At 69.4% G+C, this 23,809-nt stretch carries 22 protein-coding genes and 1 tRNA gene; 17 read left to right on the plus strand and 6 right to left on the minus strand.

The window, feature by feature from the left end; genetic code table 11:
- Window positions 1-110: 110 nt before the first annotated feature.
- The 17 genes from murC (at window position 111) to H7F49_RS04755 (ending at window position 17,810) form a co-directional block, all read left to right on the plus strand.
- Window positions 111-1,529, plus strand: coding sequence for a UDP-N-acetylmuramate--L-alanine ligase (gene murC / locus H7F49_RS04675; protein ID WP_185682414.1), 1,419 nt, complete (start codon window positions 111-113; stop codon window positions 1,527-1,529).
- A gap of 12 nt (window positions 1,530-1,541) precedes the next feature.
- Complete coding sequence (locus H7F49_RS04680; protein ID WP_185682415.1) at window positions 1,542-1,775, plus strand: hypothetical protein; 234 nt, start codon at window positions 1,542-1,544, stop codon at window positions 1,773-1,775.
- On the plus strand, window positions 1,769-2,665 hold the full coding sequence (murB, locus tag H7F49_RS04685) for a UDP-N-acetylmuramate dehydrogenase (protein WP_185682524.1): 897 nt from the start codon (window positions 1,769-1,771) through the stop codon (window positions 2,663-2,665). Before H7F49_RS04680 ends, murB begins: the two co-directional genes overlap by 7 nt.
- Window positions 2,666-2,688: 23 nt before the next feature.
- Window positions 2,689-3,171: a DUF4262 domain-containing protein gene (locus H7F49_RS04690; RefSeq protein WP_185682416.1), complete on the plus strand. Its 483-nt coding sequence runs from the start codon at window positions 2,689-2,691 to the stop codon at window positions 3,169-3,171.
- Window positions 3,168-4,136: a D-alanine--D-alanine ligase gene (locus H7F49_RS04695; protein ID WP_185682417.1), complete on the plus strand. Its 969-nt coding sequence runs from the start codon at window positions 3,168-3,170 to the stop codon at window positions 4,134-4,136. Before H7F49_RS04690 ends, H7F49_RS04695 begins: the two co-directional genes overlap by 4 nt.
- Window positions 4,133-5,197, plus strand: a complete 1,065-nt coding sequence (locus H7F49_RS04700; RefSeq protein ID WP_185682418.1) for a cell division protein FtsQ/DivIB — start codon at window positions 4,133-4,135, stop codon at window positions 5,195-5,197. The genes H7F49_RS04695 and H7F49_RS04700 overlap by 4 nt, the downstream gene beginning before the upstream one ends.
- A 16-nt stretch (window positions 5,198-5,213) precedes the next feature.
- Entirely contained in the window at window positions 5,214-6,494 is a 1,281-nt protein-coding gene (gene ftsA, locus H7F49_RS04705) for a cell division protein FtsA (RefSeq protein WP_185682419.1), read from the plus strand.
- A gap of 144 nt (window positions 6,495-6,638) precedes the next feature.
- Window positions 6,639-8,213, plus strand: a complete 1,575-nt coding sequence (gene ftsZ, locus H7F49_RS04710; protein ID WP_185682420.1) for a cell division protein FtsZ — start codon at window positions 6,639-6,641, stop codon at window positions 8,211-8,213.
- Window positions 8,214-8,353: 140 nt separating this feature from the next.
- The gene (locus H7F49_RS04715; RefSeq protein ID WP_185682421.1) at window positions 8,354-10,405 is read left to right on the plus strand and encodes an SPOR domain-containing protein; all 2,052 of its coding nucleotides are present in this window, start codon (window positions 8,354-8,356) and stop codon (window positions 10,403-10,405) included.
- 212 nt (window positions 10,406-10,617) lie between these two features.
- Window positions 10,618-11,106 carry a type III secretion system chaperone family protein gene (locus H7F49_RS04720; protein WP_185682525.1) on the plus strand — a complete coding sequence of 163 codons (489 nt, stop codon included), beginning with the start codon at window positions 10,618-10,620 and terminating at the stop codon, window positions 11,104-11,106.
- A 5-nt stretch (window positions 11,107-11,111) separates the two neighbouring features.
- Window positions 11,112-11,912, plus strand: coding sequence for a pyrroline-5-carboxylate reductase family protein (locus H7F49_RS04725; RefSeq protein ID WP_185682422.1), 801 nt, complete (start codon window positions 11,112-11,114; stop codon window positions 11,910-11,912).
- 122 nt (window positions 11,913-12,034) lie between these two features.
- Window positions 12,035-12,775, plus strand: coding sequence for a Bax inhibitor-1/YccA family protein (locus H7F49_RS04730; protein WP_185682423.1), 741 nt, complete (start codon window positions 12,035-12,037; stop codon window positions 12,773-12,775).
- A 174-nt stretch (window positions 12,776-12,949) separates the two neighbouring features.
- Complete coding sequence (locus H7F49_RS04735; protein WP_185682424.1) at window positions 12,950-13,690, plus strand: hypothetical protein; 741 nt, start codon at window positions 12,950-12,952, stop codon at window positions 13,688-13,690.
- 398 nt (window positions 13,691-14,088) lie between these two features.
- Window positions 14,089-14,164: transfer RNA gene (locus H7F49_RS04740), tRNA-Ala, on the plus strand.
- 226 nt (window positions 14,165-14,390) lie between these two features.
- Entirely contained in the window at window positions 14,391-15,446 is a 1,056-nt protein-coding gene (gene obgE, locus H7F49_RS04745; RefSeq protein ID WP_185682425.1) for a GTPase ObgE, read from the plus strand.
- A gap of 294 nt (window positions 15,447-15,740) precedes the next feature.
- Window positions 15,741-16,871, plus strand: coding sequence for a glutamate 5-kinase (gene proB / locus H7F49_RS04750; protein ID WP_185682426.1), 1,131 nt, complete (start codon window positions 15,741-15,743; stop codon window positions 16,869-16,871).
- Between the two features lie 24 nt (window positions 16,872-16,895).
- On the plus strand, window positions 16,896-17,810 hold the full coding sequence (locus H7F49_RS04755) for an NAD-dependent epimerase/dehydratase family protein (RefSeq protein ID WP_185682427.1): 915 nt from the start codon (window positions 16,896-16,898) through the stop codon (window positions 17,808-17,810).
- 221 nt (window positions 17,811-18,031) lie between these two features.
- Here H7F49_RS04755 and H7F49_RS04760 read toward each other — a convergent pair whose 3' ends face one another.
- The 6 genes from H7F49_RS04760 to metC all read right to left on the minus strand — a co-directional run bounded on the left by H7F49_RS04760 (window position 18,032) and on the right by metC (window position 23,793).
- Window positions 18,032-18,820, minus strand: a complete 789-nt coding sequence (locus H7F49_RS04760; protein ID WP_185682428.1) for a phosphoadenylyl-sulfate reductase — start codon at window positions 18,818-18,820, stop codon at window positions 18,032-18,034.
- 13 nt (window positions 18,821-18,833) lie between these two features.
- The gene (locus H7F49_RS04765; protein WP_185682429.1) at window positions 18,834-19,268 is read right to left on the minus strand and encodes a DUF934 domain-containing protein; all 435 of its coding nucleotides are present in this window, start codon (window positions 19,266-19,268) and stop codon (window positions 18,834-18,836) included.
- Window positions 19,268-20,908, minus strand: coding sequence for a nitrite/sulfite reductase (locus H7F49_RS04770; protein ID WP_185682430.1), 1,641 nt, complete (start codon window positions 20,906-20,908; stop codon window positions 19,268-19,270). Before H7F49_RS04770 ends, H7F49_RS04765 begins: the two co-directional genes overlap by 1 nt.
- A 92-nt stretch (window positions 20,909-21,000) precedes the next feature.
- Window positions 21,001-21,297, minus strand: a complete 297-nt coding sequence (locus tag H7F49_RS04775) for a DUF2849 domain-containing protein (protein WP_185682431.1) — start codon at window positions 21,295-21,297, stop codon at window positions 21,001-21,003.
- Window positions 21,298-21,315: 18 nt separating this feature from the next.
- Window positions 21,316-22,101, minus strand: a complete 786-nt coding sequence (cobA, locus tag H7F49_RS04780) for a uroporphyrinogen-III C-methyltransferase (RefSeq protein WP_185682432.1) — start codon at window positions 22,099-22,101, stop codon at window positions 21,316-21,318.
- Between the two features lie 456 nt (window positions 22,102-22,557).
- Window positions 22,558-23,793, minus strand: coding sequence for a cystathionine beta-lyase (gene metC, locus H7F49_RS04785; protein ID WP_185682433.1), 1,236 nt, complete (start codon window positions 23,791-23,793; stop codon window positions 22,558-22,560).
- Window positions 23,794-23,809: the final 16 nt, after the last annotated feature.

Below are 23,809 nucleotides of genomic sequence, written 5' to 3' on the forward strand. Positions count from 1 at the left end.
CAGGCTCAGGCTGAGCGGGCTTGGTTCCTAGTCTCTTCTCAACATCCGCTCGGCCTGAGCTTGTCGAAGGCCACGCACCACACCAGCCCAGCAGCCACCGGAGCAAACCAGTGAAAGGCGTCGGCACCGAAATCGGCACGATCCACTTCGTCGGCATCGGCGGGATCGGCATGTCCGGGATCGCCGAGGTGATGAACAACCTGGGCTATACGGTGCAGGGATCGGACATCGCCGAGGGCTATGTGGTCGAGGGGCTGCGCAGCCGGGGGATCAAGGTGATGATCGGCCATGCGGCGGAGAACCTGGGCGATGCCGCCGTCGTGGTCACCTCGACCGCGGTGAAGCGCGACAACCCCGAGGTGGTCGCCGCGCTGGAGAACCGCATTCCGGTGGTGCGCCGGGCCGAGATGCTGGCCGAGCTGATGCGGCTCAAGAACACGGTCGCCGTGGCCGGGACCCACGGCAAGACCACCACCACCTCGATGGTCGCCTGCCTGCTCGACGCGGGCGGGGTCGATCCCACGGTGATCAACGGCGGGATCATCAATTCCTACGGCTCGAACGCCCGGCTCGGCGCCTCGGACTGGATGGTGGTCGAGGCCGACGAGAGCGACGGTTCGTTCCTGCGGCTCGACGGCACGATCGCCGTGGTGACCAACATCGATCCCGAGCATCTCGACCATTACGGGTCGTTCGACCGGGTCAAGGACTGCTTTGTCGAGTTCATCGAGAACGTGCCGTTCTATGGCGCGGCGGTGCTGTGCATCGATCACCCGGAGGTCCAGGCGATCATCCCCAAGGTGCGTGATCGCCGCGTGGTGACCTACGGCTTCTCGGCCCAGGCCGACGTGCGCGGGGAAGGGGTGACGCCTTATCCCGGCGGCAACCGCTTCACCGCCGTGCTGCGCCAGCGCGACGGCTTGTTCCGCCGGATCGAGGACATCGAATTGCCCATGCCCGGGCGGCACAACGTCCAGAACGCGCTCGCCGCGGTGGCCGTGGCGGTGGAGATGGGGGTGTCGGACGATCTGATCCGCACCGGCTTCGGCAAGTTCGGCGGGGTCAAGCGGCGCTTCACCAAGGTGGGCGAGGTGGCCGTCGGCGCGGGCAGCGCGGTGGTGATCGACGACTATGGCCATCACCCGGTGGAAATCCGCGCCGTGCTTTCGGCCGCGCGGGAAGGGGCACGGGGGCGGGTCATCGCGGTGGTCCAGCCGCACCGCTTCACCCGGCTGCGCGATCACCTGGCCGATTTCCAGGGCGCCTTCAACGATGCCGACGTGGTCTACGCCGCGCCGGTCTATCCGGCCGGCGAGCCGCCGATCGAGGGGATCGATTCCGCCACCCTGATCGACGGCGTCAAGGCCCGTGGGCATCGCGCCGCCTTCGTCATCGATGGACCGGCCGCGCTGGCCGACAGCCTGGCGCCAAGCCTGCAGGAAGGTGATATGGTGGTGTGCCTGGGTGCGGGCGACATCACCAAGTGGGCCGCCGGCCTGGCCGACGCGATCCGCGCCCGGAGGGCATGACAGGAGACAGGCATGACGAAAGGCATGTTCCCCAATCCGGCCGACTGGATGCGCCTGCTGGTCGATGCGCAGCAGGCGCAGATCGACGTGACCAAGACCATGGTCGACGCCGGGGCCGCGATGCTCGATCCGAGCAAGGCCGACGAAGCCGCGCGCAAGCTGGAGGAGGCTGGCAAGCAGGCGCTCGACGCCGCCGAGGCCCTGGCCCGCGCCCAGATCGAGTGGCTCAGCTTCTGGCGATGCTGACCGCGCCCCCGCTTCCCCAGGTGCGCGGCAAGTTGACCGCCGATGCGCCGCTGGCTCCGCTCGTCTGGTTCAAGGCGGGCGGCGCGGCGCAGTGGCTGTTCGAACCGCAGGATGCCGACGATCTGTCCGCCTTCCTGCGCGGGCTCGATCCGGCGGTGCCGGTCATGGCGCTGGGGCTGGGATCGAACCTGATCGTCCGCGACGGCGGCGTGCCGGGGGTGGTGGTGCGGCTGGGCAAGGCTTTCGCGAAGGTCGCGGCGGTTGATCCCCTCACGCTCGACTGCGGCGGCGGGGCCAGCGGCATCCTGGTCTCCTCCACCGCGCGGGACGCGGGGATCGCCGGGCTGGAGTTCCTCCGCTCGATCCCCGGCACGGTCGGCGGCTTCGTCCGCATGAACGGCGGCGCCTATGGCGGCGAGGTCAAGGACGTGCTGATCGACTGCGACGTGATCCTCCGCTCGGGTGAGCCGGTCACCCTGCCGGTGGCGGACCTGCATTACACCTACCGCCATTCCGAACTGCCCGAGCAGGCGATCGTGGTCGCCGCCCGGTTCCGCGGCCGTCCGGGCGAGCCCGCGGCGATCCAGGCCGAGATGGACCGCATCTCCGCCAGCCGCGAGGCCAGCCAGCCGCTGCGCAGCAAGACCGGCGGTAGCACCTTCAAGAACCCGCCCGGCGAAAAGGCCTGGGAACTGGTCGACCGCGCCGGCTGTCGCGGGCTGCAACTGGGCGGGGCGCAGGTCAGCGAGAAGCACACCAACTTCCTGATCAACACCGGCGAAGCGACCAGCGCCGAGATCGAGGCGCTGGGCGACGAGGTGCGGCGGCGGGTGAAGGCGCAGTCCGGCGTGGAGCTGGAGTGGGAAATTCAGAGAGTGGGGCGGCCATGATAGACCACCCATTTGGTGAACCGATGACCGAGCGTCATGGTCAGGTGTTAGATCTGGTTACAGAGCACGGCTACTGCGCGATGCTGATATCAGATCCGGACAGCGATGAGCCAGATTGGGGCTATTCGGTCGGATTTCCGAAGTCGCTCGGTCAGGGCGAGGTTATCGTGTTCGGTCTGTCCGATGACGTGCACCGCCACATGATTTGCGAGGTCTTTGCCAAATGCCAGGGTGCGGGGCTGCGCCTGACCGATGGCGTCCGCATAGACGGGCTGCTGCAGGGCTTCGATGTCATTGCCCGCAAGGTTCATGTGAGCAACATCCACACCGATCATCTAAGATTCGCGATGTGGTGCAGTCTGTTCATGTGCCATCAGCCTCTGACCGAAGTCTATCAGCTGGTCTGGCCTTCCGCTGCCACCGGCCTCTTCCCGTGGGATTCCGGCTGCCACCCCGACGTGATCGCCCTCCAGCCCGCCCTCTACCAGCCGAGACTGAATTCATGACCCTCCCCAAGCTCCATGTCGCGGTTCTCATGGGTGGCTGGTCATCCGAGCGGCCGGTCTCGCTGATGAGCGGCGAGGGCGTGGCCAAGGCGCTCGAGGCGCGGGGCCACAGGGTCACGCGGATCGACATGGGCCGCGATGTCGCGCTGAAGCTGGCCGAGGCCGCTCCCGATGTGGTGTTCAACGCGCTCCACGGCGCGCCGGGCGAGGACGGCACGGTGCAGGGGCTGATGGACCTGATGGGGCTGACCTACACCCATTCGGGCCTCGCCACCTCGGTCATCGCGATCGACAAGGAGCTGACCAAGCAGGCGCTGGTCCCGCACGGCATCCCGATGCCCGGCGGGCGCATGGTCCACCGCGACGAGCTGTTCCAGCGCGATCCGCTGCCGCGCCCCTATGTGCTGAAGCCGGTCAACGAGGGGTCCTCGGTCGGCGTGGCGATCGTCACCGAGGGGGGCAATTACGGCAATCCGATCGGGCGCGACGTCGCCGGGCCGTGGCAGCGCTTCGAGACGCTGCTGGCCGAACCCTTCATCCGCGGCAAGGAGCTGACCACCGCGGTGATCGGCGACCGCGCCCTGACCACCACCGAGCTGAAGCCCAAGACCGAGTTCTACGATTTCGATGCCAAGTACACCGATGGCATGACCGACCACATCTGCCCGGCCGAGATCCCGGACGCGGTGATGGAGGCCTGCAAGGACATCGCCCTGCGCGCGCACCGTCTGCTCGGCTGCAAGGGGACGAGCCGGTCCGATTTCCGCTGGGATGACGAACGCGGGGTGGAAGGGCTGTTCCTGCTCGAGGTCAACACCCAGCCCGGCATGACGCCGCTCAGCCTCGTGCCCGAACAGGCGCGGCATTGCGGGATGAGCTATGAGGATCTGGTCGAGGCGATCGTCGCCGAGGCTCTGGCCGATGCCGCGGCCCGCGCGCCGCAGACGGAAGGGGTCCCGGCATGAGCCAGACGATCCGGCGCAAGGCCTCCGGGGCGCGCAAGGCGGCGGCGCGGCAGGGCAAGGCCCGCAAGGTCAACGCGGCCCGCGCCCGCACCGGCTCCGCCTTCGATGCCGTGCTCGAGGCCCTGCCCTTCAGCGACGAGCAGCTTCACCGCATCTTCGTGGCGACGATCCTGGCGCTGGCGGCCATCGCCGCGTGGATTGTCGCGAGCATGGCCGGGCTGCCCGCGCTGGCCAGCCAGCAGTTCGCGGCGGTGGCCGCCGACGCAGGCTTCGCCGTGCACCGGGTCGACGTGCGCGGGGTCAATCACCTCAACGAGCTGAAGGTTTACGAAAAGGCTCTGGCCGAGCGCGACGCGGCCATGCCGCAGGTCGATCTCGAGCGGCTGCGGGCCGAGCTGTTGCAGTTGTCCTGGGTCGAGGACGCCCGCGTCTCGCGCCAACTGCCCGACACGCTGGTGATCGATATCGTCGAGCGCAAGCCCCACGCAGTACTGCGCAAGCCGGATCGCCTGGTGCTGATCGATGCCCAGGGTCATGAGCTGGAGCCGGTGTCCTCCCGCGCGGCACGTGATCGGCTGGTGATCTCGGGGCCCGGCGCGGGCGCGCGGGTGGAGGACCTGACCGCGCTGCTCGATGCCGCGCCCGCGCTCAAGCCGCAGGTGGCCGAGGCGGAATGGGTCGGCAACCGGCGCTGGAACCTGAAGTTCGGCACTGGCCAGGTGCTGGCCCTGCCCGAGGGCGAGAAGCAGTCGGCCGGGGCGCTGATCGCCTTCGCCCGGCTCGACGGGGTCAACCGCCTGCTGGGCGGCAAGGTTGCCGCCTTCGACATGCGCGCGCCTGACCGGATCTATCTGCGCGTTCCCGGCCGCACCGACGAGGAGGCCCGCGCCGCCGGCGCCGCCGCCGCGGCCAAGGCCCAGGCCGCGGCCGAGCGGGCCGATGCTGGCAGCGACGGGGTTAGCAGCGACGGAGTTGGCAGCGATGGGGCCGGGACGGGCAAGGCGACCAAGCCCGAGAAGGCGGCCGCCTCGGGCAGGGCAGGCCAGCGGGACAACACCTGATGCCTGGTGACCGTTCATGACCGGCCCCCGGATCGACCGCGTCATCGGCGCGGTGAACCTCGGTTCATTCCGCGTCTCGGCCATGCTTGCGGGGATCACCGAGACCGGCGAGCTGATCGTCCTGGGATCGGCCCATCGCGCCGCCCAGGGTCTCAAGCGCGGCTTCGTCACCGACATGACCGCGGCGACCTATGCCGTGCGCGACGCGATCGAACGGGCCGAGAAGATTGCCCAGACCAGCGTCGACACCGTGCTGATCGGCACGGCCGGGGCAGGGCTCGCCAGCCAGGTTGCCCATGTCGAGATCGACGTGTCCGGGCGGCGGATCGAACAGGACGACATCGATCACCTGCTCTTGGCCGGGCGCGACGTGATCCAGCCGGACGGGCGGCTGGTGCTCCATGCCCAGCCCACCCATTACACGCTCGACGGCGCGCATGGGGTGGCCAATCCGCGCGGCCTCCATGCCGAGCGTCTCGGGGTCGACATCCACATCATGCTGGCCGACGGTGCCCCGGTCCGCAATCTGACCGAGGCGGTGCAGAACGCCCATCTCAAGGTGGAGGCGGTGGTCGGCTCGCCGGTCGCAGCGGGCCATGCCTGCCTCAACGCCGAGGAGCGCGATCTGGGCGTGGCCCTGGTGGAGTTCGGCGGAGACGTGACCAATGTCGCGGTCTACGCCGGGGGCATGCTGCTCGGCCTCGCCTCGATCCCGCTGGGTTCGGGCGACATCACCGACGCGATCGCCTCGGCCTTCGGCATCCGCCGCTTCCAGGCCGAGCGGCTGAAGTGCGTGAACGGATCGGCCCTCGCCAGTCCGTCCGACCATCGCGAGATGATCCCGGTCCATGGCCCCGGCGAAGAGCCGTCCGGTCCGCCCGCGCGCCATGCCGACGATGCGGGGCGCATCCCGCGGGCCGAACTGGTCTCAGTGATCACGGGGCAGCTCGGGCGGATCATGGAGGAGATCAACCGTGCGCTGAAGGGGCTGGGCTTCACCGGTCAGCGCGGGCAGCAGGTGGTGTTCACCGGCGGCGGGGCCGAGCTGGTCGGGCTGGCCGATTTCGCCCAGTCGGCCCTGGGCAAGCCGGTGCGGATCGGGCGCCCGCCACAGCTGCGTGGCCTGCCCGAAACCCATGCCAAGCCGGGCTTCGCCACGCTGGTCGGGTTGGTGCTGCACGCCGCCAGCGAGCCGGTCGACATCCGCAAGATCGGGCCGCCGGGCCAGGCGGCCGACGGTAACGGGTGGTCCGGCCTGGTTGGCCGGATATATCATGCCATTCTGGAGTATTTCTGATGCCCCATCCCGGGCCCGCGCCTGGGCTTGGGATTGTGGACAAAGCCTTTGACCCCCTTGGTCCACCGATTCGAAGCGTGCAATTGTCTGTAATTGGCGAAGGATCGGCAGGCTGCGCGCGGCAGGCCCTGCGTGGAGAGCAAGATGAGCATCAATATCGGACCTCCGGCTGTCGAAGAGCTCCGTCCGCGGATCACGGTGATCGGCGTTGGTGGGGCCGGCGGCAATGCCATCGCGAACATGATCGAAGCCCAGATCGAGGGCGTCGACTTCATCGTGGCCAACACCGATGCCCAGGCGCTCAACGCCTCGATCGCCGAGCATCGCATCCAGCTTGGCCCTGACATCACTCAGGGCCTTGGCGCCGGATCGCGGCCCGAAGTGGGCCGGGCCGCGGCCGAGGAAACCCTGGCCGAGATCGAACGGGCGCTGGAAGGCGTGCACATGGTCTTCATTGCGGCCGGCATGGGCGGCGGCACGGGGACCGGCGCCGCGCCGGTCATCGCCAAGATCGCGCGCGACAAGGGCGTGCTGACCGTGGGCGTGGTGACCAAGCCCTTCCTGTTCGAGGGCACCCGCCGGATGCGCTCGGCCGAGGCGGGGATCGAGGAGCTGCAGAAGCACGTCGACACCCTGATCGTTATCCCCAACCAGAACCTGTTCCTGGTGGCCAAGGCGGAAACGACCTTCAAGGAAGCCTTCATGCTCGCCGACGAGGTGCTGCAGCAGGGCGTCCGCTCGATCACCGACCTGATGGTCATGCCGGGCCTGATCAACCTCGACTTTGCTGACGTCCGCTCGGTCATGGGCGAGATGGGCAAGGCGATGATGGGCACGGGCGAGAGCGCCGGGGCCAATCGCGCGCTGGAAGCGGCCGAGCAGGCAATTTCGAACCCGCTGCTCGACGGCGTATCGATGCAGGGCGCCAAGGGCGTGATCATCTCGATCATCGGCGGCGACGACATGAAGCTGCTGGAAGTGGACGAGGCCGCGAACCATATCCGCGATCTGGTCGATCCCAACGCCAACATCATCTGGGGTTCGGCCTTCAATCCCGATCTGCAGGGCAAGATCCGCGTCTCGGTGGTTGCCACGGGGATCGAGCAGACCGCGCAGCAGCAGCAGGACATTGCCCGCACCGGCTTCCCGCTCGGTGGCACCCGTGGCGGTATCGCCCGTCCTGGTCCGCAGGTCGAGGCGGCTCCGGCTCCGGCTCCGGCGGCCGAGCCCGCGCCTTTCGCTGCCCCGGCCGAGCCTGCTCCGCCGCCCCCGCAGGCCGAGGCTTATGCCGAGCCCGAGCCGCTTGAGCTTGGTCCCGAGCAGATGTCGGCTGAGCCGCTGGAGCTCGAACTCGACGACATGGCCGAACCGGACGGCGCCACGCCGGCCCCGTCGCTCGGCGGCGCGGCTTTCGCCCCGCCCATGCCGCAGAGCCCGCCGGCTCCCGCGGTCGAGGGTGAGGATTATGGCATGAGCGGCGGGATTCCGGTCTCCGACGATCCGGCATCCCCGCTGGTCGCGCGCCGGCGGCCGCTGGTGTCCGAACAGGAGGACCGTGCGCCGCGGTTGTCGGGGGGGGGCAGCACCCTGTTCGAGCGCATGGCCAACCTCAGCCGGGGCGCCGCACGTCCCGACCTGGAGGAGGAGGGCGGAGAAGAGACGGGCGAAGGCCAGTCGATCTCGATCCCGCGCTTTCTCGGGCGCCAGAACAACCAGTAAGGCCTGACGGGGCGGGCTGCGACCTGCAGGTCGTTCCCGTCCCGGGCCCGTTCCGCGCCGGTTCAGGCGTCGACCGGCAAGCGTCGGCACGGCAGGGACCATGGTGAACTTGTGGAAGACGCGGGGTTGAAGACGCGGCGATGACGATGATCGGTGGCAAGCGGCTGCTGCTGGCGGCCATGCTGCTCTCCGGCGCCACGGCGATGCCCGGTGTCTGGCCGGGCGGTCCGGCGCAGGCCCAGCCGGTGGTCCAGCCGCTGCCCCGGGTCTCCGCCAGCCAGGCGCTGAATGCGGCCCTGGCGCGGCTGGGGCGTGATCCCAAGGATCTCGATGCGCTGATCGATGCCGGCAAGGCCGCGCTGGGCATGGGCGATATCGATGCCGCGATCGGCTTCTTCGCCCGCGCCGACCAGCTTTCGCCCGACAACATGCGGGTCAAGGGCGGGCTCGCCGGGGCGCTCGTCCGCAGCGAAAACCCCTATGACGCGATCCCCCTGTTCGCCGAGGCGGACCGGGCCGGCTCGCTCGATCCGATGCTGATCGCCGATCGCGGCCTGGCCTATGACCTGGTCGGCGACAATGCCACGGCGCAGCGCTACTACCGCGACTCGCTCAACGCCCAGCCGAATGACGATACGATCCGGCGCCTCGCGCTGAGCCAGGCAATCGCCGGGGATCGCGCCGGGATGGAGCTGACCCTGGCCCCCCTGCTGCAGCGCCAGGACAAGGCGGCGTGGCGGACCCGGGCCTTCGCGCTCGCGATCCTGCAGAAGCCCGAAGAGGCGATCGCCATCGCCGATCAGACCATGCCCGACGAGATGGCGCAGAGCATCGCGCCCTATCTGCGCTACATGCCGCGCCTGACCCCGGCCCAGCAGGCGGCGGCGGCCAATTTCGGACGCTTCCCCCGGGCCGCGGAGATCGGTCGCGACGATCCCCGCGTCGCGCTTTATGCCCCGCCCAAGCGGGTGGCGGTGGCCGAGGCGCTGGTGCCGTCGGGGCAGCCGCTGGGGCGCAGCAAGCCGGCGCGGGAAGATCGGCGTGACGATCGGCGGGGCAGGGCCAAGCCTGCCGAGCCGCCCGTCCTCGCCGCTTTGGCCGCGCCGCGCAGTGCCCCGCCCGATCCCATGCCCACGCGGGAGGTTGCTCCGGCTCCGGCCCTGGCGGTCAGCACGCCGCCTCCGCCGGTGTCGTCCACCCGCAGCGGCCGGGCGAGTGCGGCGCCGCAACCCGCAACGCCCGCCGCGGCGGCCCCTCCGCCGCAAGTGGCGCTCGCCCCGTCCGCAGCTGCACCCTCCGCCCAGCGCAGTGCGACACCGGGCCAGACCGCGTCGGGCCAGACCGCGTCCGGCCAGACGGGTCCTGGCCGGGCCGCGCTGGTGCCCGGGGGCGGGTTCGACCTGGCACGCCTCGACGCGACCCGGTCCCCTGGCTCTGCACCGGCTCAGGTTGCGCCACCGCCTCCCGCCACGGCGATCGCCCCTGCGGCTCAAGGCCAACCGGCGCCCGTCTCGCCAGTCCCGGTCCAGCCAGCCCCGGTCCAGCCAGCCCCGGTCCAGCCAGCCCCGGTCCCGCCCGCACCGGCCACGGCGGTTCCGCCCAGCCTGGCTCTGGCCAGTCCGCCGCCTGCGGCCGGGGTGGCTCCGTCGGTGCCGGCAACCCTGGGCGAAGGGCCGCGGGTCACCCCGCCGGCGGGAACCGGTCCTGCTGGCGTCGCCGGGGCGGCGGCCAGTCCGCTTCCGGCTCCGGCGCCAACTCCGGCCGTCCCCCCGGCGCCGCGACCGCAGCCGGCGCGGCGCGCCCTGGCTGACGCCTTCGCCGACCTGGCTGTGCCCCAGGGCCCCGCAGCCCCCGCACCCGGCGCGGTCGACGTGCGCAAGATCGCGGCCGCCAAGCCCAAGCCGGTCGAACCGCCCAAGCCGGTCCATCCCAGCCGGATCTGGGTTCAGGTCGGGACCGGGCGCAACCTGTCGGCGCTGGCCTTCACCTGGAAGGGCCTGGTCAAGGACAACCCCGACCTGTTCCGTGGCAAGTCGGCCCTGACCACCGACTGGGGGCGCACCAACCGCCTGCTGACCGGCCCGTTCGGCACTGAGGCTCAGGCGGAAGCCTTTCTTTCCAAACTGAAAAAGGCCGGATTGGACGCCTTCCTGTGGCTCAGCCCAGCAGGCCAGGTGGTGGACGATCTCTAGGGCCCCGGCCTGTCCGGAGCGGCTGCGGGAACCCCCAGCTTTTCCACACCTTGTAAACAGGGTTATGGAGTTTTGCGCAGGCAAGCGCAGGGGGTGGATTGTCGCTGAACGTCCCGAGGACGCATCCATCGCTGGCCCGGTCGCAAGCGCCGCGGTGGCAACAGACTGGCCGGGTGCCGACAGGAGTTGATGTGAGGACCGTTCAGAACGACATGGAACGCGACGATGACGATGCTGCCCCTGTCGACATGCTGGCCTCGCTGTTCGAGGCCCGGGGCTGGCCCCACGAATATGTGGGTGACGACGAGCTGACCGGCGAGGTCCAGGGGTCCTGGGCCAAGTACCAGGTCCGTGGCATCTGGCGGCGCGAGGATCACGTCCTCCAGCTGCTGTGCCTGCCCGACATCCGCGTGCCCGATGACAAGCGCCAAGCCATGTTCGAGGTGCTGGCCCTGGTCAACGAGCAGATGTGGCTGGGCCATTTCGACGTCTGGTCCAACGGCATGGTCCTGCTTTACCGCCATGCCCTGATGCTGGGCGATGACGGCTTGCTGTCGATCGCCCAGGCGCAGACCGCGGTCGAGGCGGCGGTGGACGAGTGTGACCGCTTCTATCCCGCCTTCCAGTTCATCCTGTGGGGGGACAAGACCCCGGCCGAGGCCCTGGCCAGCGCATTGGTCGACGCGGCCGGCGAGGCCTAGTCGTCATGCGGATGCTCCAGATCGGCTGCGGCAACATGGGCGGCGCCATGCTGGCCGGATGGCTGGCGGGCGGGATGGCGGCGGATGGCTTTACCGTGGTCGATCCGGTTCTGGCCGAGGCCCCCCCGGGGGTGCGACTGCTGCGTCAGGCGCCAAGCGGCGAGGCGCCGTTCGACATGCTGCTGCTGGGGTTCAAGCCGCAGCAGTTCACCCAGATCGCGCCCGGGCTCGAGCCGTTGGCCGGCGAGGGGACGGTGGTGCTGTCGGTCCTTGCCGGGGTCGAGCTGGCGACCCTGCGCGCGCGCTTTCCCCGTGCGCGCGGGATCGTGCGGGTCATGCCCAACCTGGCCGCGGCCCTCGGCAAGTCGCCGATCGGGCTGGTCGGCGAGGTGGACGAGGCGGATCGCGCCGCGGTGGACCGGCTCATGGCGCCGCTTGGCCAGGCCGAATGGCTGGTCGACGAGGAGACCATGCATCTGGTCACCGCGCTCGCCGGCTCGGGCCCGGCCTTCGTCTACCGGATGATCGATGCCCTGGCTGCCGGGGCCGCCGCCCTGGGCCTGCCGCGTGATCAGGCGGACCGGCTTGCCCTGTCGATGGTCGAGGGCGCCGCCGCGCTGGCCGCCGCATCCGAGCATTCGCCGGGCGAGCTGGCTGACCGGGTCGCGAGCCCGGGCGGGGTCACCCGCGCCGGGATGAACGTGCTGGACGCCGAGAATCGGATGCTGGCGCTGATGACCGACACCTTGCGTGCGGCGCGCGATCGCAACATCGAGATGGCCGAAGAGGCGCGCGCGGCCGGGTAGGGCCGGCCTCCGACACATTTTGTCACAAATGGCTTCGCCGGTTGTTCTTGAATCGTTAGGGGTGAAGGGCGATATTCCCTTCATCGGCCCACTTCCGGGCCGGAATTGGAGCAAGAGCTGACATGGCAAACTGGAACGACCCCCAGCCCACCCGGACGGGCTTTGGCGCGTCCCCGAGCCTGAATCCGGCCGGCCGCAGCGCGACCTATGACATGGGTCTGCGCCGGTACATGCTGTCGATCTACAATTACATGGCCTCGGGCGTGCTGCTGTCGGGCATCGTCGCCCTGGTCTTCGCGCGCTCGGGCGCGGCCGAGGCGGTCTTCGCCACCCCGCTGCGCTGGCTGATCGCGCTCGCCCCGCTGGGCTTCATCATGGCGATGAGCTTCGGCCTGAACCGCATGACCACGGCAACGCTCAAGGCCTGCTTCTGGGCGTTCAGCGTGGCGATGGGCCTGTCGCTGTCGTCGATCTTCTTCGTCTACACCGGCCCGTCGATCGCCTCGACCTTCTTCGCCACGGCGGCGGCCTTCGCCGGGCTGAGCCTGGTTGGCTACACCACCAAGAAGGACCTGTCGGGCTTCGGCAGCTTCCTGATCATGGGCGTGTGGGGCCTGCTGGCGGCGATGATCATCAACATGATCTGGCCGTCGCAGGGGCTGGGTCTCGCCATCTCGCTGCTCGGCGTGCTGATATTCGCGGGCCTGACGGCTTATGACACGCAGAAGATCAAGGGCATGTACCAGTATGTCGCGGGCACCGAGTTCGCCGGCAAGGCGGCGATCATGGGGGCTCTGAGCCTCTACCTCGACTTCATCAATATGTTCACGTTCCTGCTGCAGTTGCTCGGCGATCGCCGCTGACGGAGACCATCGGTCCGGCGCCCAAAGCGCTGACCGGACGCACAAAAACCACTGCCCGGCGCGCCACCTTGCGCGCCGGGCATTTTCATTTGCGGCGACGCGGGATAAGGCCGCCGTCCTGCCTCATCCCTTGATTCAGCGGCCTCGGCCGCGGCGACCAGAGAAAGTGCGACGATGATCCGATCCCCAGCCCAGACCCGGTGGCTGATCGCGACCGCCACGGGCGCGACCCTGCTGGTCGCTGGTTGCGGTGAAAAGGCGCCGCCGCCCAGGCCCCTGCCGCCGCCACCCCCGCCGCCGGTCGTGGTGGTGATCCCGCCCAAGCCGACCCCGCCCAACCAGGCTTCCCCCGATCTGACGGTGCCGCAGACCGACGCCACCGGCCTGAGGGTGAGCGTCAACCGCAACATCACTCCGGCGCAGACGGTGTGGAACCTGCGGTCGGCCTACAACGTCGCCGCACTGAACTGCCGCGCGCCCGAACATGCCGAGATCGTCCCCAATTACCGCGCCTTCCTGAAGGCTCACGACAAGGGCCTGGCCAAGGCCAACCGGACGGTCGATGCCGAGTTCAAGGGCAAGTACGGCGCGGGCTTCATCGTCCCGCGCGAACGCTACATGACCGAGGTCTACAACCACTTCGCCCTGCCGCCGACGATGACCGAATTCTGCACCGCGGTGCTGGCGGTCAGCCGCGACGGCCTGACGCTGAAGCCGGCCGAGCTGGAGGCCTTTGCCCAGCGCAGTCTGCCTTCGATCGAGGTGGTCTTCGACGATTTCTACCGCCGCTACGATGCCTATCGCACCGCGCTGGCCGATTGGTACGCCCGCTATGGCCAGCCCGCGCCGACCACCGCCCCGTCGCCCGGGGTGATGCTGCCCGTCACGGTGCCGGCCGCCAGCGGATCGCGCTGACCGGCACGGGCGCACGGCGCTGCGCTTCGCCGGGGCTTCGGTCCGTATGGCCGGTTCTGGCGGGTTGCGGACTTTTGCTCTCTCCCTTTCAGGGGAGAGATACGGAGGCTTGTCCCAAAGGGACTAGCCGAAGTTGAGAGGGGATTTGGGCAGTGATGCGCGCTGGCCCCTCTCCCAACCCTCTCCCCTGAAGGGGAGAGGGCTAAGGCAGCTCCCCACCCGATAACGCCGTTCCATGATCCCCGGGCGGTGCCACCACCGGATTGGTCCTCACCGGATGGCGGGGGCAGGGGCGTGTCGGTGGGGCAACTTAGGACTTTTCTTCCGCGGCCCGCTTCGCTAAGGGGGCCGCTCCCGCGGACCGGGGGCTTGCCGCCAGTCCGCACTCGCACTGGAACGGGGCCGTAGCTCAGCTGGGAGAGCGCGTCGTTCGCAATGACGAGGTCAGGGGTTCGATCCCCCTCGGCTCCACCAGTGCATTGATAATTCCGCCAGCCCGGCCTGCGAAGAGCCGTCTTCTGCGCTTCCGGTGCTCACGACCTTGTGGTCGCTGCACGCCGGTTCTCGAAGCCAGCCCTTCTCGGCTCGGCCTGACGAAATTCTCAACGCACTGGCGCTCCTCCGGACGCCAAACCCGCTCAGCCTGAGCTTGTCGAAGGCCACGCGCGACACTTGCGGCTGAACAGGTTAGATTGATCCCATGCATTTTCTCGACCAGGCCAAGATCTACATCCGCGCGGGCTCCGGTGGCCCGGGAGCCGTGGCGTTCCGGCGCGAGAAGTACGTGCAGTATGGCGGACCCAACGGCGGCAATGGCGGCAAGGGGGGCGATGTCGTCTTCGAGGCTGTGGCCGGGCTCAATACGCTGATCGACTTCCGCTATACCCAGCATTTCAAGGCCCCCCGCGGTGGGCATGGCCAGGGCCAGAACCGGACCGGGGCCGCCGGCGAGGATCTGGTGATCCGGGTTCCGGTGGGCACGCAGATCATCTCGGACGAGGACCGCGAGACCGTTCTGGCCGACCTGACCGAAGCCGGGCAGCGCGTGGTCCTGCTTGAAGGCGGGATGGGCGGGCGCGGCAATGCCAGCTACAAGACCAGCACCAACCGCGCCCCGCGCCAGCATCAGCCGGGCATTCCCGGTGAGGAGCTGTGGGTCTGGCTGCGGCTCAAGCTGCTCGCCGACACCGGTCTGGTCGGGCTGCCCAATGCCGGCAAGTCGACCTTCATCAACCAGATCACCAACACCAAGGCCAAGGTGGGTGACTATGCCTTCACCACCCTGCGCCCGCAGTTGGGCGTGGTGCGCCACCGCGACCGCGAGTTCGTGCTGGCCGATATCCCGGGCCTGATCGCCGGCGCCGCCGACGGTGCCGGGGTGGGTGACCGGTTCCTGGGCCATATCGAGCGGTGCCGGGTGCTGATCCATCTGATCGACGTGCAGGGCACCGATCCGGTCGAGGCGATGGAGATCGTCGAGGAAGAGCTTGCCGCCTATGGTGCCGGGCTCGACGACAAGCCGCGGCTGATCGCGCTTAACAAGATCGATCTGGTCGATGCCGAACTGGTCCAGGCGTTCAGCGCCGAGCTGATCGAGGCCGGCGCGGCCGAGGTCTTCCCGATTTCGGGCGCGACCGGCAAGGGGATCGATGCGCTGCTCGATGCGGTGAGCGCCTATCTGCCCGCCGCCACCGTGACCGAACGTCCCGCCGGTGAGCGCGAGGAGACCGACGAGACGCCCTGGTCGCCGATCTGAGGGTCTCATCGCTTTGGCGTTCGTCATCCTGAACTTGTTTCAGGATCCATCCATCCTCGCGCGCGAACCGTTCGATCAGGCGACGCGGCCGAGCGGCGAGTCCGGATAGCTCCTTGCCTGGCGGCAGAATGGATCCTGAAACAAGTTCAGGATGACATGAAACTAGTTCAGGATGACATGGGCTCACATGCGGCGACCTGTGCAACGTTGTCCTGTCAATCGACCCCCGAATCCCGTCACCTGTCTCAACCCCCCTTTGCCATGCCGCGCTGCACCCGCTAAGCGCCGGGGCCGATGAAGATCACGACGCTCTCCGATCTGGCCGATCCGGCCCGCTGCCCGCGCCTTGTGGTCAAGGTGGGCTCGGCGCTGCTGGTCGCGCGTGACGGGCCGCGGCGGGCGTGGATCGAGGCGCTGGTCGGCGAACTCGCCGCGGCGCGGGCGCGCGGGCAGGACGTGATCGTGGTCAGCTCGGGCGCGATCGCGCTGGGCGCGCGCACGCTGGGGCTCGACAAGGGCGGGCGCGGCAGTCTGGCCGATGCCCAGGCCGCCGCCGCCGTGGGCCAGATCGCCCTGTCGGGGCTGTGGGCCGAATTGCTCGGCGCACATGGCCTGACCGCGGCGCAGCTGCTGCTCACGCTCGAGGACCTGGAGGATCGCCGCCGCTACCTCAACGCCACCGCCACGCTCGGGCGGCTGCTGGATGCCGGGGCCGTGCCGGTGATCAACGAGAACGATTCGGTCGCCACCGAGGAGATCCGCTTCGGCGACAACGATCGCCTGGCCGCGCGGGTCGCCCAGGCGGCGCGGGCGAGCGCGGTGCTGCTCCTGTCCGACGTCGACGGGCTCTATGATCGCAACCCGGCCGATCCGGCGGCGGTGCGCCTGCCGGTGGTCCACGGGGTGACCGCCGAGATCCGCGCGATGGCCGATGGCGGCTCCGCCTCGGGGCTGGGGTCCGGCGGGATGACCTCCAAGCTCCAGGCCGCCGAGATCGCCGAGCGCGCCGGGATCGCGCTGGTGATCGGCAACGGAACCCATGACGCGCCGGTCGCCCGGGTGATCGAACAGGGCGTGGGCACGCTGTTCCTGCCCCGCCGCAAGGCGGCCGCGCGCAAGGCCTGGCTGGGCGGGCGATTGCGGCTGAAAGGCACGCTGGCGGTCGATGCCGGAGCGGCACGGGCCCTGGCCGGCGGCGCCAGCCTGCTGGCCAAGGGGATAACCGCGGTAACCGGCGATTTCGTCCGCGGCGATGCCGTGGCGATTCTCGGCCCCGATGGCGCGGCGCTGGCCAACGGCCTGTCGGAATACGACGCCGCAGAGTGCCTGCGCCTGATCGGGACCCACACCAGCGAACAGGCCGGTCTGCTCGGCTATGCCCCGCGCTCGGCCGTGGTCCACCGCGACCAGCTCGTGCTGCTGTGACGCTCCCACGATGATTCTGGCCCGATGACCCTTGTCGCCATCACCGGTGCCACCGGCTTCGTCGGCCAGGCCCTGCTCGACCGCGCCCTCGCCGAAGGCTACGCCGTGCGCGCCCTGACCCGGCGCGAGCAGCCCGCGCGTCCGAACCTGACCTGGGTTCGGGGCGATCTGGAGGACCCCGCCGCGCTCGCCCGGCTGGTGCGCGGGACCGAGGCGGTGATCCATGTCGCCGGGGTCGTCAACGCGGCCGATCCGGCCGGGTTCGAGGCGGGCAACGTCGCCGGAACGCTCAATGTGGTCGAGGCGGCCAAGCAGGCCGGGGTGGACCGCTTCATCTTCGTCTCGTCGCTCTCGGCGCGTGAGCCGAAGCTGTCCGCCTATGGCGCATCCAAGGCCAAGGCGGAAAAGCTGCTCAAGGCCAGCGGGCTCGACTGGACGGTGGTGCGGCCACCATGGATCTACGGACCCGGCGACCGCGAGACGCTCGACATGTTCAAGGCGGCGAAGTGGCACGTCGTGCCGATGCCGCCCAAGGTCGGCCGGACATCGGTGATCCATGTCGACGATCTGGCGCGGCTGCTGCTCGCCCTGGTGCCGCCGCTGGCCACCGTGGTGCACAAGACCTTCGAACCCGACGATGGCCGGCCCGGTGGCTGGAGCCATTACGAGATGGCCCGGGCGATCGGCTGGGCGGTCGGCCGCCGGCCCTGGGTGCTGCACCTCGCGCCGCGGGTGCTGGGCTGGGCCTCGCGCCTGGACGTGGCGCTGCGCGGGGCCAAGGCCAAGCTCACCGCTGACCGGGTCGGCTACATGGTCCACCCCGACTGGGTCGTGCGCGAACGCGCCCGCCCGCCCAAGCGCCTGTGGACCGCGCGGATCGAAACCCGCCAGGGGCTGTGCAGCACGGCGGACTGGTATCGCGCGCAGGGTTGGCTCTGAGGGTCTTGCTTCGCGCAGTGGCGCGGAGATTCATGGGTTCGCGCAAAGGCGCAAAGGCGCGAAGGTGCCGAACTCGCGACGACGTCACCCTGCCAGTCGGGCCTTCCGATACGCAGCCAATTCAGTTGTGAGCCGCTTGCGCGGCGATCGGGAACGCCCCTTTTCGCGCCTTTGCGCCTTTGCGCGAACTCAGGAGGCCATAGCCGGAAGGGCCGATGGCCTCAGAACACCGGATCGAACCCCGGCGGCAGTTCGCCGTCGGCGGCACCCGGCACATGGATGCCGCATTCGGTCTTGTCCCAGCCCTTCCACCGGCCCGACCGCGGGTCCTCGCCCGGGGCGACCTTGCTGGTGCAGGGCGAGCAGCCGATCGAGGGATAGCCCTGGGCCACCAGCGGATGGGCCGGCAGGTCGTGCGCGCGGAAGTACGCGGCCACGTCCTCGGCCGTCCAGTCGATCAGGGGATTGACCTTGAGCCGCCCGGCCGCGTCGGTGGTGTCGATTTCGAAGCGCGGCAGGTTGGCGCGGGTCGCCGCCTGGAAGGCCTTGCGCCCGGTGATCGAGGCATCGAACCCGGCCATCGCCCCGGCCAGCGGCGCGACCTTGCGGATTTCGCAGCAGCCGTCGGGATCATAGGACCAGCGCAGCCCGTTGGCATCGCGCCGGGCCATCGTTTCGGGATCGGGGACCAGCACCTGCAGGTTGGTCAACCCCAGCTGCGCCACCAGTCGGTCGCGATAGGCCAGCGTTTCGGCAAAATGCTTGCCGGTGTCGAGGAATAGCACGGCCGTGCCGGGATCGATCTGCGCGAGCAGATGCAGCAGCACCGCGCTTTCCGCCCCGAAGCTGGACACCGCGGCCGCGCGCCCGACCAGCCCTTCACGCAGGACCGTGGCCAGCCAGTCCGCAGTCGCCGCTCCGGCGAACCGCGCATTGAGCCGCGCGGCGTCAGCCGCAGTAAAGCGCGGGCCGGTGTCGAGCAGATCGACCTTGCGGATCGGGGCGGTCATCGCCGTGTGCCGTTCAGGCGAGGCCGTGCCGCTTGGCCCAGATCGCCGGGCGCCCGTCGACGGTCGGCGAATAGACCTCGGGATAGCGCGCCAGGGCGGCCTCGGCATCGGCGGCGTTGAGCGGATGCTCCGGCGCGAAGCTGTCGAACCCGCAGCGGCGCAGGAAAGCGAGCTGATCGATCAGCACGTCCCCCACGGCGCGCAATTCGCCGGCGTAGCCGGCCTCGCGCAGGATGCGGGCGGCGGAATAGCCGCGGCCATCCCCGAAGACCGGGAAGTTGACCTCGACCAGCCGGATCCGGTCCAGATGCGGCAGCAGCACGCGGGCATCGTCGCCCGGTTCGATGCGCACGGCCGAGGCATTGGTCTGCTCGCCGAAGGAATCGACCGTCACCGCCGGATCGCCGGCCGGCTCGTCATCGCGGAAGCGAAGCTGGGTCTCGACCATTACACGGCGTCCTTTGCGTAGATGGCGTCCTTGAACGGCGCCATGCCGATCCGGCGATAGGTGTCGAGGAAGCGCTCGCCGTCCTGCCGGTTGGCGAGATAGACCGACGTGGCCTTCTCGACCGCGTCGACAATGCCCTCCTCGTTGAAGCCGGGCCCGGTGATCGTGCCGAGCGAGGTGTCCGCCCCCTCGCTGCCGCCGAGCAGCAACTGGTAGTTCTCGACGCCCTTGCGGTCGACGCCGAGGATGCCGATGTGGCCGGCGTGGTGGTGCCCGCAGGCGTTGATGCAGCCCGAGATCTTGAGCTTGAGCTCGCCGATCTCCTGCTCGCGCCCGGCGAAGCGCTCGCTGATCTTCTGCGCCACCGGGATCGACCGCGCGTTGGCGAGCGAGCAGTAGTCGAGCCCCGGACAGGCGATGATGTCGCCGATCTTGTCGAGGTTGGGCGTGCCCAGGCCCGCTTCGTCGAGCTGCTGCCAGACGGCGTGGAGATCGGCCTTGCGGACATGCGGCAGCACGATGTTCTGGGCGTGAGTCACGCGCAGTTCGTCGAACGAGTACCGCTTGGCCAGTCGCGCCATCAGGCGGATCTGGTCGGCCGAGGCGTCGCCCGGAATGCCGCCGACCGGCTTCAGACTGATTGTGACGATCGCATAGCCGGGCGCCTTGTGGACCTGGACGTTGTTGTCCAGCCAGACGGCGAAATCGGGGTCGCTGCGGTCCACTGTCTCATCCAGCGCGATCTCGAACGGAGGATCGGCGAACTGCGCCTTGATCCGCTCCAGCTCGGCCAGCGGAGGTTCGATGTTCTGGGTGAGCAGGTGCGCGAACTCGGCTTCGACCTGGCGGGTGTATTCGTCCTTGCCCAGCTCATGGACCAGGATTTTGATCCGCGCCTTGTACTTGTTGTCGCGCCGGCCATGGCGGTTGTACACCCGCAGGCAGGCCTCCGAATAGGTGATCATCTGGTCGATCGGCACGAAGGCGTTGATGCAGGGCGCGATCATCGGGGTGCGGCCCATGCCGCCACCGACATAGAAGGCCGCGCCCAGCTCGCCCGCATCGTTGCGCACGATCTGGATGCCGATGTCATGCAGCCGCATCGCCGCCCGGTCGGTGTCGCTGGCGATCACCGCCATCTTGAACTTGCGCGGCAGGAAGCTGAATTCCGGGTGGAAGGTGGACCACTGCCGGATCAGTTCGGCATAGGGCCGGGGGTCCACCACCTCGTCGGCGATCGCCCCGGCATACTGGTCGCTGGTGGTGTTGCGGATGCAGTTGCCGCTGGTCTGGATGGCATGCATCTCCACCTTGGCCAGATCGGCCAGGATGTCGGGTGCCTCTTCCAGCTTGATCCAGTTGTACTGGATGTTCTGCCGGGTGGTGAAGTGGCCATAGCCGCGATCGTACTTGTCGGCGATGTCGCCCAGCATGGTCATCTGGGCCGAGTTCAGCGTGCCATAGGGCACGGCGACGCGCAGCATGTAGGCGTGCAATTGCAGGTACAGCCCGTTCATCAGCCGCAGCGGGCGGAACTGCTCCTCGGCCAGGCTGCCATCCAGCCGGCGGCGGACCTGGTCGCGGAACTCGGCGACGCGGGCGTCGACCATGGCCTGATCATAGGAATCGTACTTGTACATCTAACCCTTACCCCGTTCGCCTCGACAGATGTGGCGAGGCGTTGCGCGGCGTGTCTCGACTGCGCTCGACACGAACGGCTGCTGTGGAACCCTCAGATCACGTAGCTGCCCGCATCCGGATCGGCCGGCTTGACCGACAGGTCCAGCCGCACGGTCGGACCAAGGGCGCGGATGCGATCCTTGATGTGGGCGGGGCGGGGGCCGTCCGGGCCGTTCTCGCCATCGATCACGTAAGGCGCGACCACGCGGCGCGCGGCGTTCTCGCGCGCGGCGATCTCGTCGCCATGCTCGCCGACGTCGGTGGCCTCGGCGACGTGCAGCGACCAGCCTTCGCCGGTCCACCAGGTCACGGCCCCGGTCTTCAGATCATTTCCCGTCAGAATCTTCATTGCGTCCGACCCGCTCCCTCAGAATGCGTGCCCCAGGGGGGCCTGTTCCCGCGCCAGGGCGCGCAGTGCGTTATCCTCGCGCGCGGCGACCTCGCCGATCACGATCAGCGCGGGGCTCTTGACGCGGTGGCGCTGCACCAGATCGGCCAGGCCCGCGATCGGCCCGCGCAGCACGCGCATCGACGGCCGCGTCGCGTTCTCGATCACCGCCAGCGGCATGTCCGGGGCCAGACCATCGGCGATCAGCTTCTCGGCGATCGGCTCGGCGGTGGCGACGCCCATGTAGATCACCAGGGTCCGGCCCTTGCCAGCCAGCCCCGACCAGTCCTGCTCGGTCAGGCCCTTGCACTGCCCGGCCACGAAGGTGACCATGCTGGCCGCATCGCGGTGAGTCAGCGGGATCTGGGCCGCCGCCGCCGCGCCCAGCGCGGCGCTGATCCCGGGGACGACTTCCACCGGCACCCCGGCGGCGCGGCAGGCCTCGGCCTCCTCGCCACCGCGTCCGAACACGAAGGGATCGCCGCCCTTCAGCCGGATCACCTCGTTCCCGGCCAGCGCCTCGCGCACCAGCAGGGCGTTGATCTCGTGCTGCTGGAGGGTGTGGCGCGACCGGCTCTTGGCGACGGAGACGAAGCGCGCACCCTTGGGGGCGAGTTCGAGGATCGCGGGTTCGACCAACCCGTCGTGGACGATCACCCGCGCGTTCATCAGCAGCCGCGCGGCGCGCAGCGTCAGCAGGTCGGGATCACCGGGACCGGCGCCGACCAGCCAGACCTTACCGGCAGGGGGGGCAATATTGCTCATGCCGGCGCAGATGGTCGCGAATGGCACGACTTGCCAGCGAGAATGGGTTGCGGGGGGTGAAGGAAAGCTTGGGGGGAGGGGACGCTGACGGGGGAGCCGCCGGGCGGTGGCGGGAATGGGTGGGGAGCTGCCAAAGCCCTCTCCCCTTCAGGGGAGAGGGTTGGGAGAGGGGCAGGCGCGACGTCGCCGGCACCAAGCCCCTCTCAACTCCGGCTAGCCACTGCGTGGCAAGCCTGCGTATCTCTCCCCTGAAGGGGAGAGAGCAATCGTCCGACTTCGGGCGCCAGCGGTCATTGAGCCAGATCCACCCCGCATCCTGCGCTGTCATCCCAGCGAAGGCTGGGATCTCTCACCGGATCGCGCCGCGTCCAGAACGCACATGCCGCGGGAGCCGAGCCGCAAGAGATGCCAGCCTGCGCTGGCATGACGGGAATCGGGGGGAAAGGTTGTTCTGATCTACCCGGTCGCCCCCCGCCAGGCCGCGAGGCCGCGTTCCAGATCGGCTTGCAGGTCCTCCAACGCCTCGAGCCCGATCGACAGACGCACACCGAAGCGGTCGGCCGGGTCCATGTCGGGCAGGGGCCAGGGAGTGGCGCTGCGGGTGCCGGCGGGGTCGAGCGGAGTGACCAGGCTTTCGAACCCGCCCCACGAATAGCCGATCCCGAACAGTTCCAGCGCGTCGATCAGGGCGTTGCGCGCTGCCGCGTCCTTGCCGCGCAGCACCACGCTGAACAGCCCGCAGCCGCCGGAGAAATCGCGGCGCCACAAGTCATGCCCGGGCGATCCCGGCAGCATCGGGCAGAGCACCCGGGCCACCTCGTCACGGGTCCCCAGCCATTCGGCCAGGGCCAGGGCACTGGCGGTTTCCTGCTGGAGCCTGAGCCCCATCGTGCGCAGCCCGCGCAGGGCCAGCGCGGCATCGTCGGGCGACACGACCTGCCCGGTGAGCTGGGCCATCCGGCGCAGCTTCCCGTACCACTCGGGCCCGGCGGAGGCACTGCCCATCATCAGGTCGCTGTGGCCGCCGACGTGCTTGGTCAGGCTCATCACCGTGATGTCGGCGCCCTTTTCGAGCGCCGGAAAGCCCAGCGGTCCGGCCCAGGTGTTGTCGACGATCACGCACAGACCATGCTCGTGCGCGGTGGCAGCCAAGCCGGGCACGTCCTGCACCTCCATGGTCAGGCTGCCCGGGCTTTCCAGCAGCACCGCCTTGCTGCGCGGGCAGAGTGCCGCGGCGAAGGCGCCCGGGTCCTGCGGATCGAACCAGCGGGTCTCGATGCCGAATTCGTGCAGCCACTGCCGGCCAAGGGTGCGGCTGGGTTCGTAGGCGTTGTCGGTCATCAGCAGCACGTCGCCCGGGCGCAGCGCGGCCAGCAGTGCGCCGAAGATGGCGGCCACGCCCGAGGGATAAAGCATCGTCCCGGCCGCGCCGGGTTCCAGCTCGGTCAGCGCCTCGGCCAGGGCCCACTGCGTTGGAGCGCCGCGCCGGCCATAGTAGAACCGGCCGTCCTCGTTCTTCGCCGGGCCGGTCTTCAGCGAGGCCGTATCGGGGTAGAGGTGCGTGCTGGCGCGATAGACCGGAGGATTGACCACCGCGCCCGGCTGGTCCGCGGTTCCGGTCCATTCGGCCCGGCGCCCTCCGGTGACCAGGCGGGTGGCGGGGGCGAGCGGACGGGACGGGGTCTTGACCATGTCCGGGTGCTAGCCA

The sequence above is a fragment of the Novosphingobium aerophilum genome (assembly GCF_014230305.1).
In the GTDB taxonomy this organism is placed as follows: domain Bacteria; phylum Pseudomonadota; class Alphaproteobacteria; order Sphingomonadales; family Sphingomonadaceae; genus Novosphingobium; species Novosphingobium aerophilum.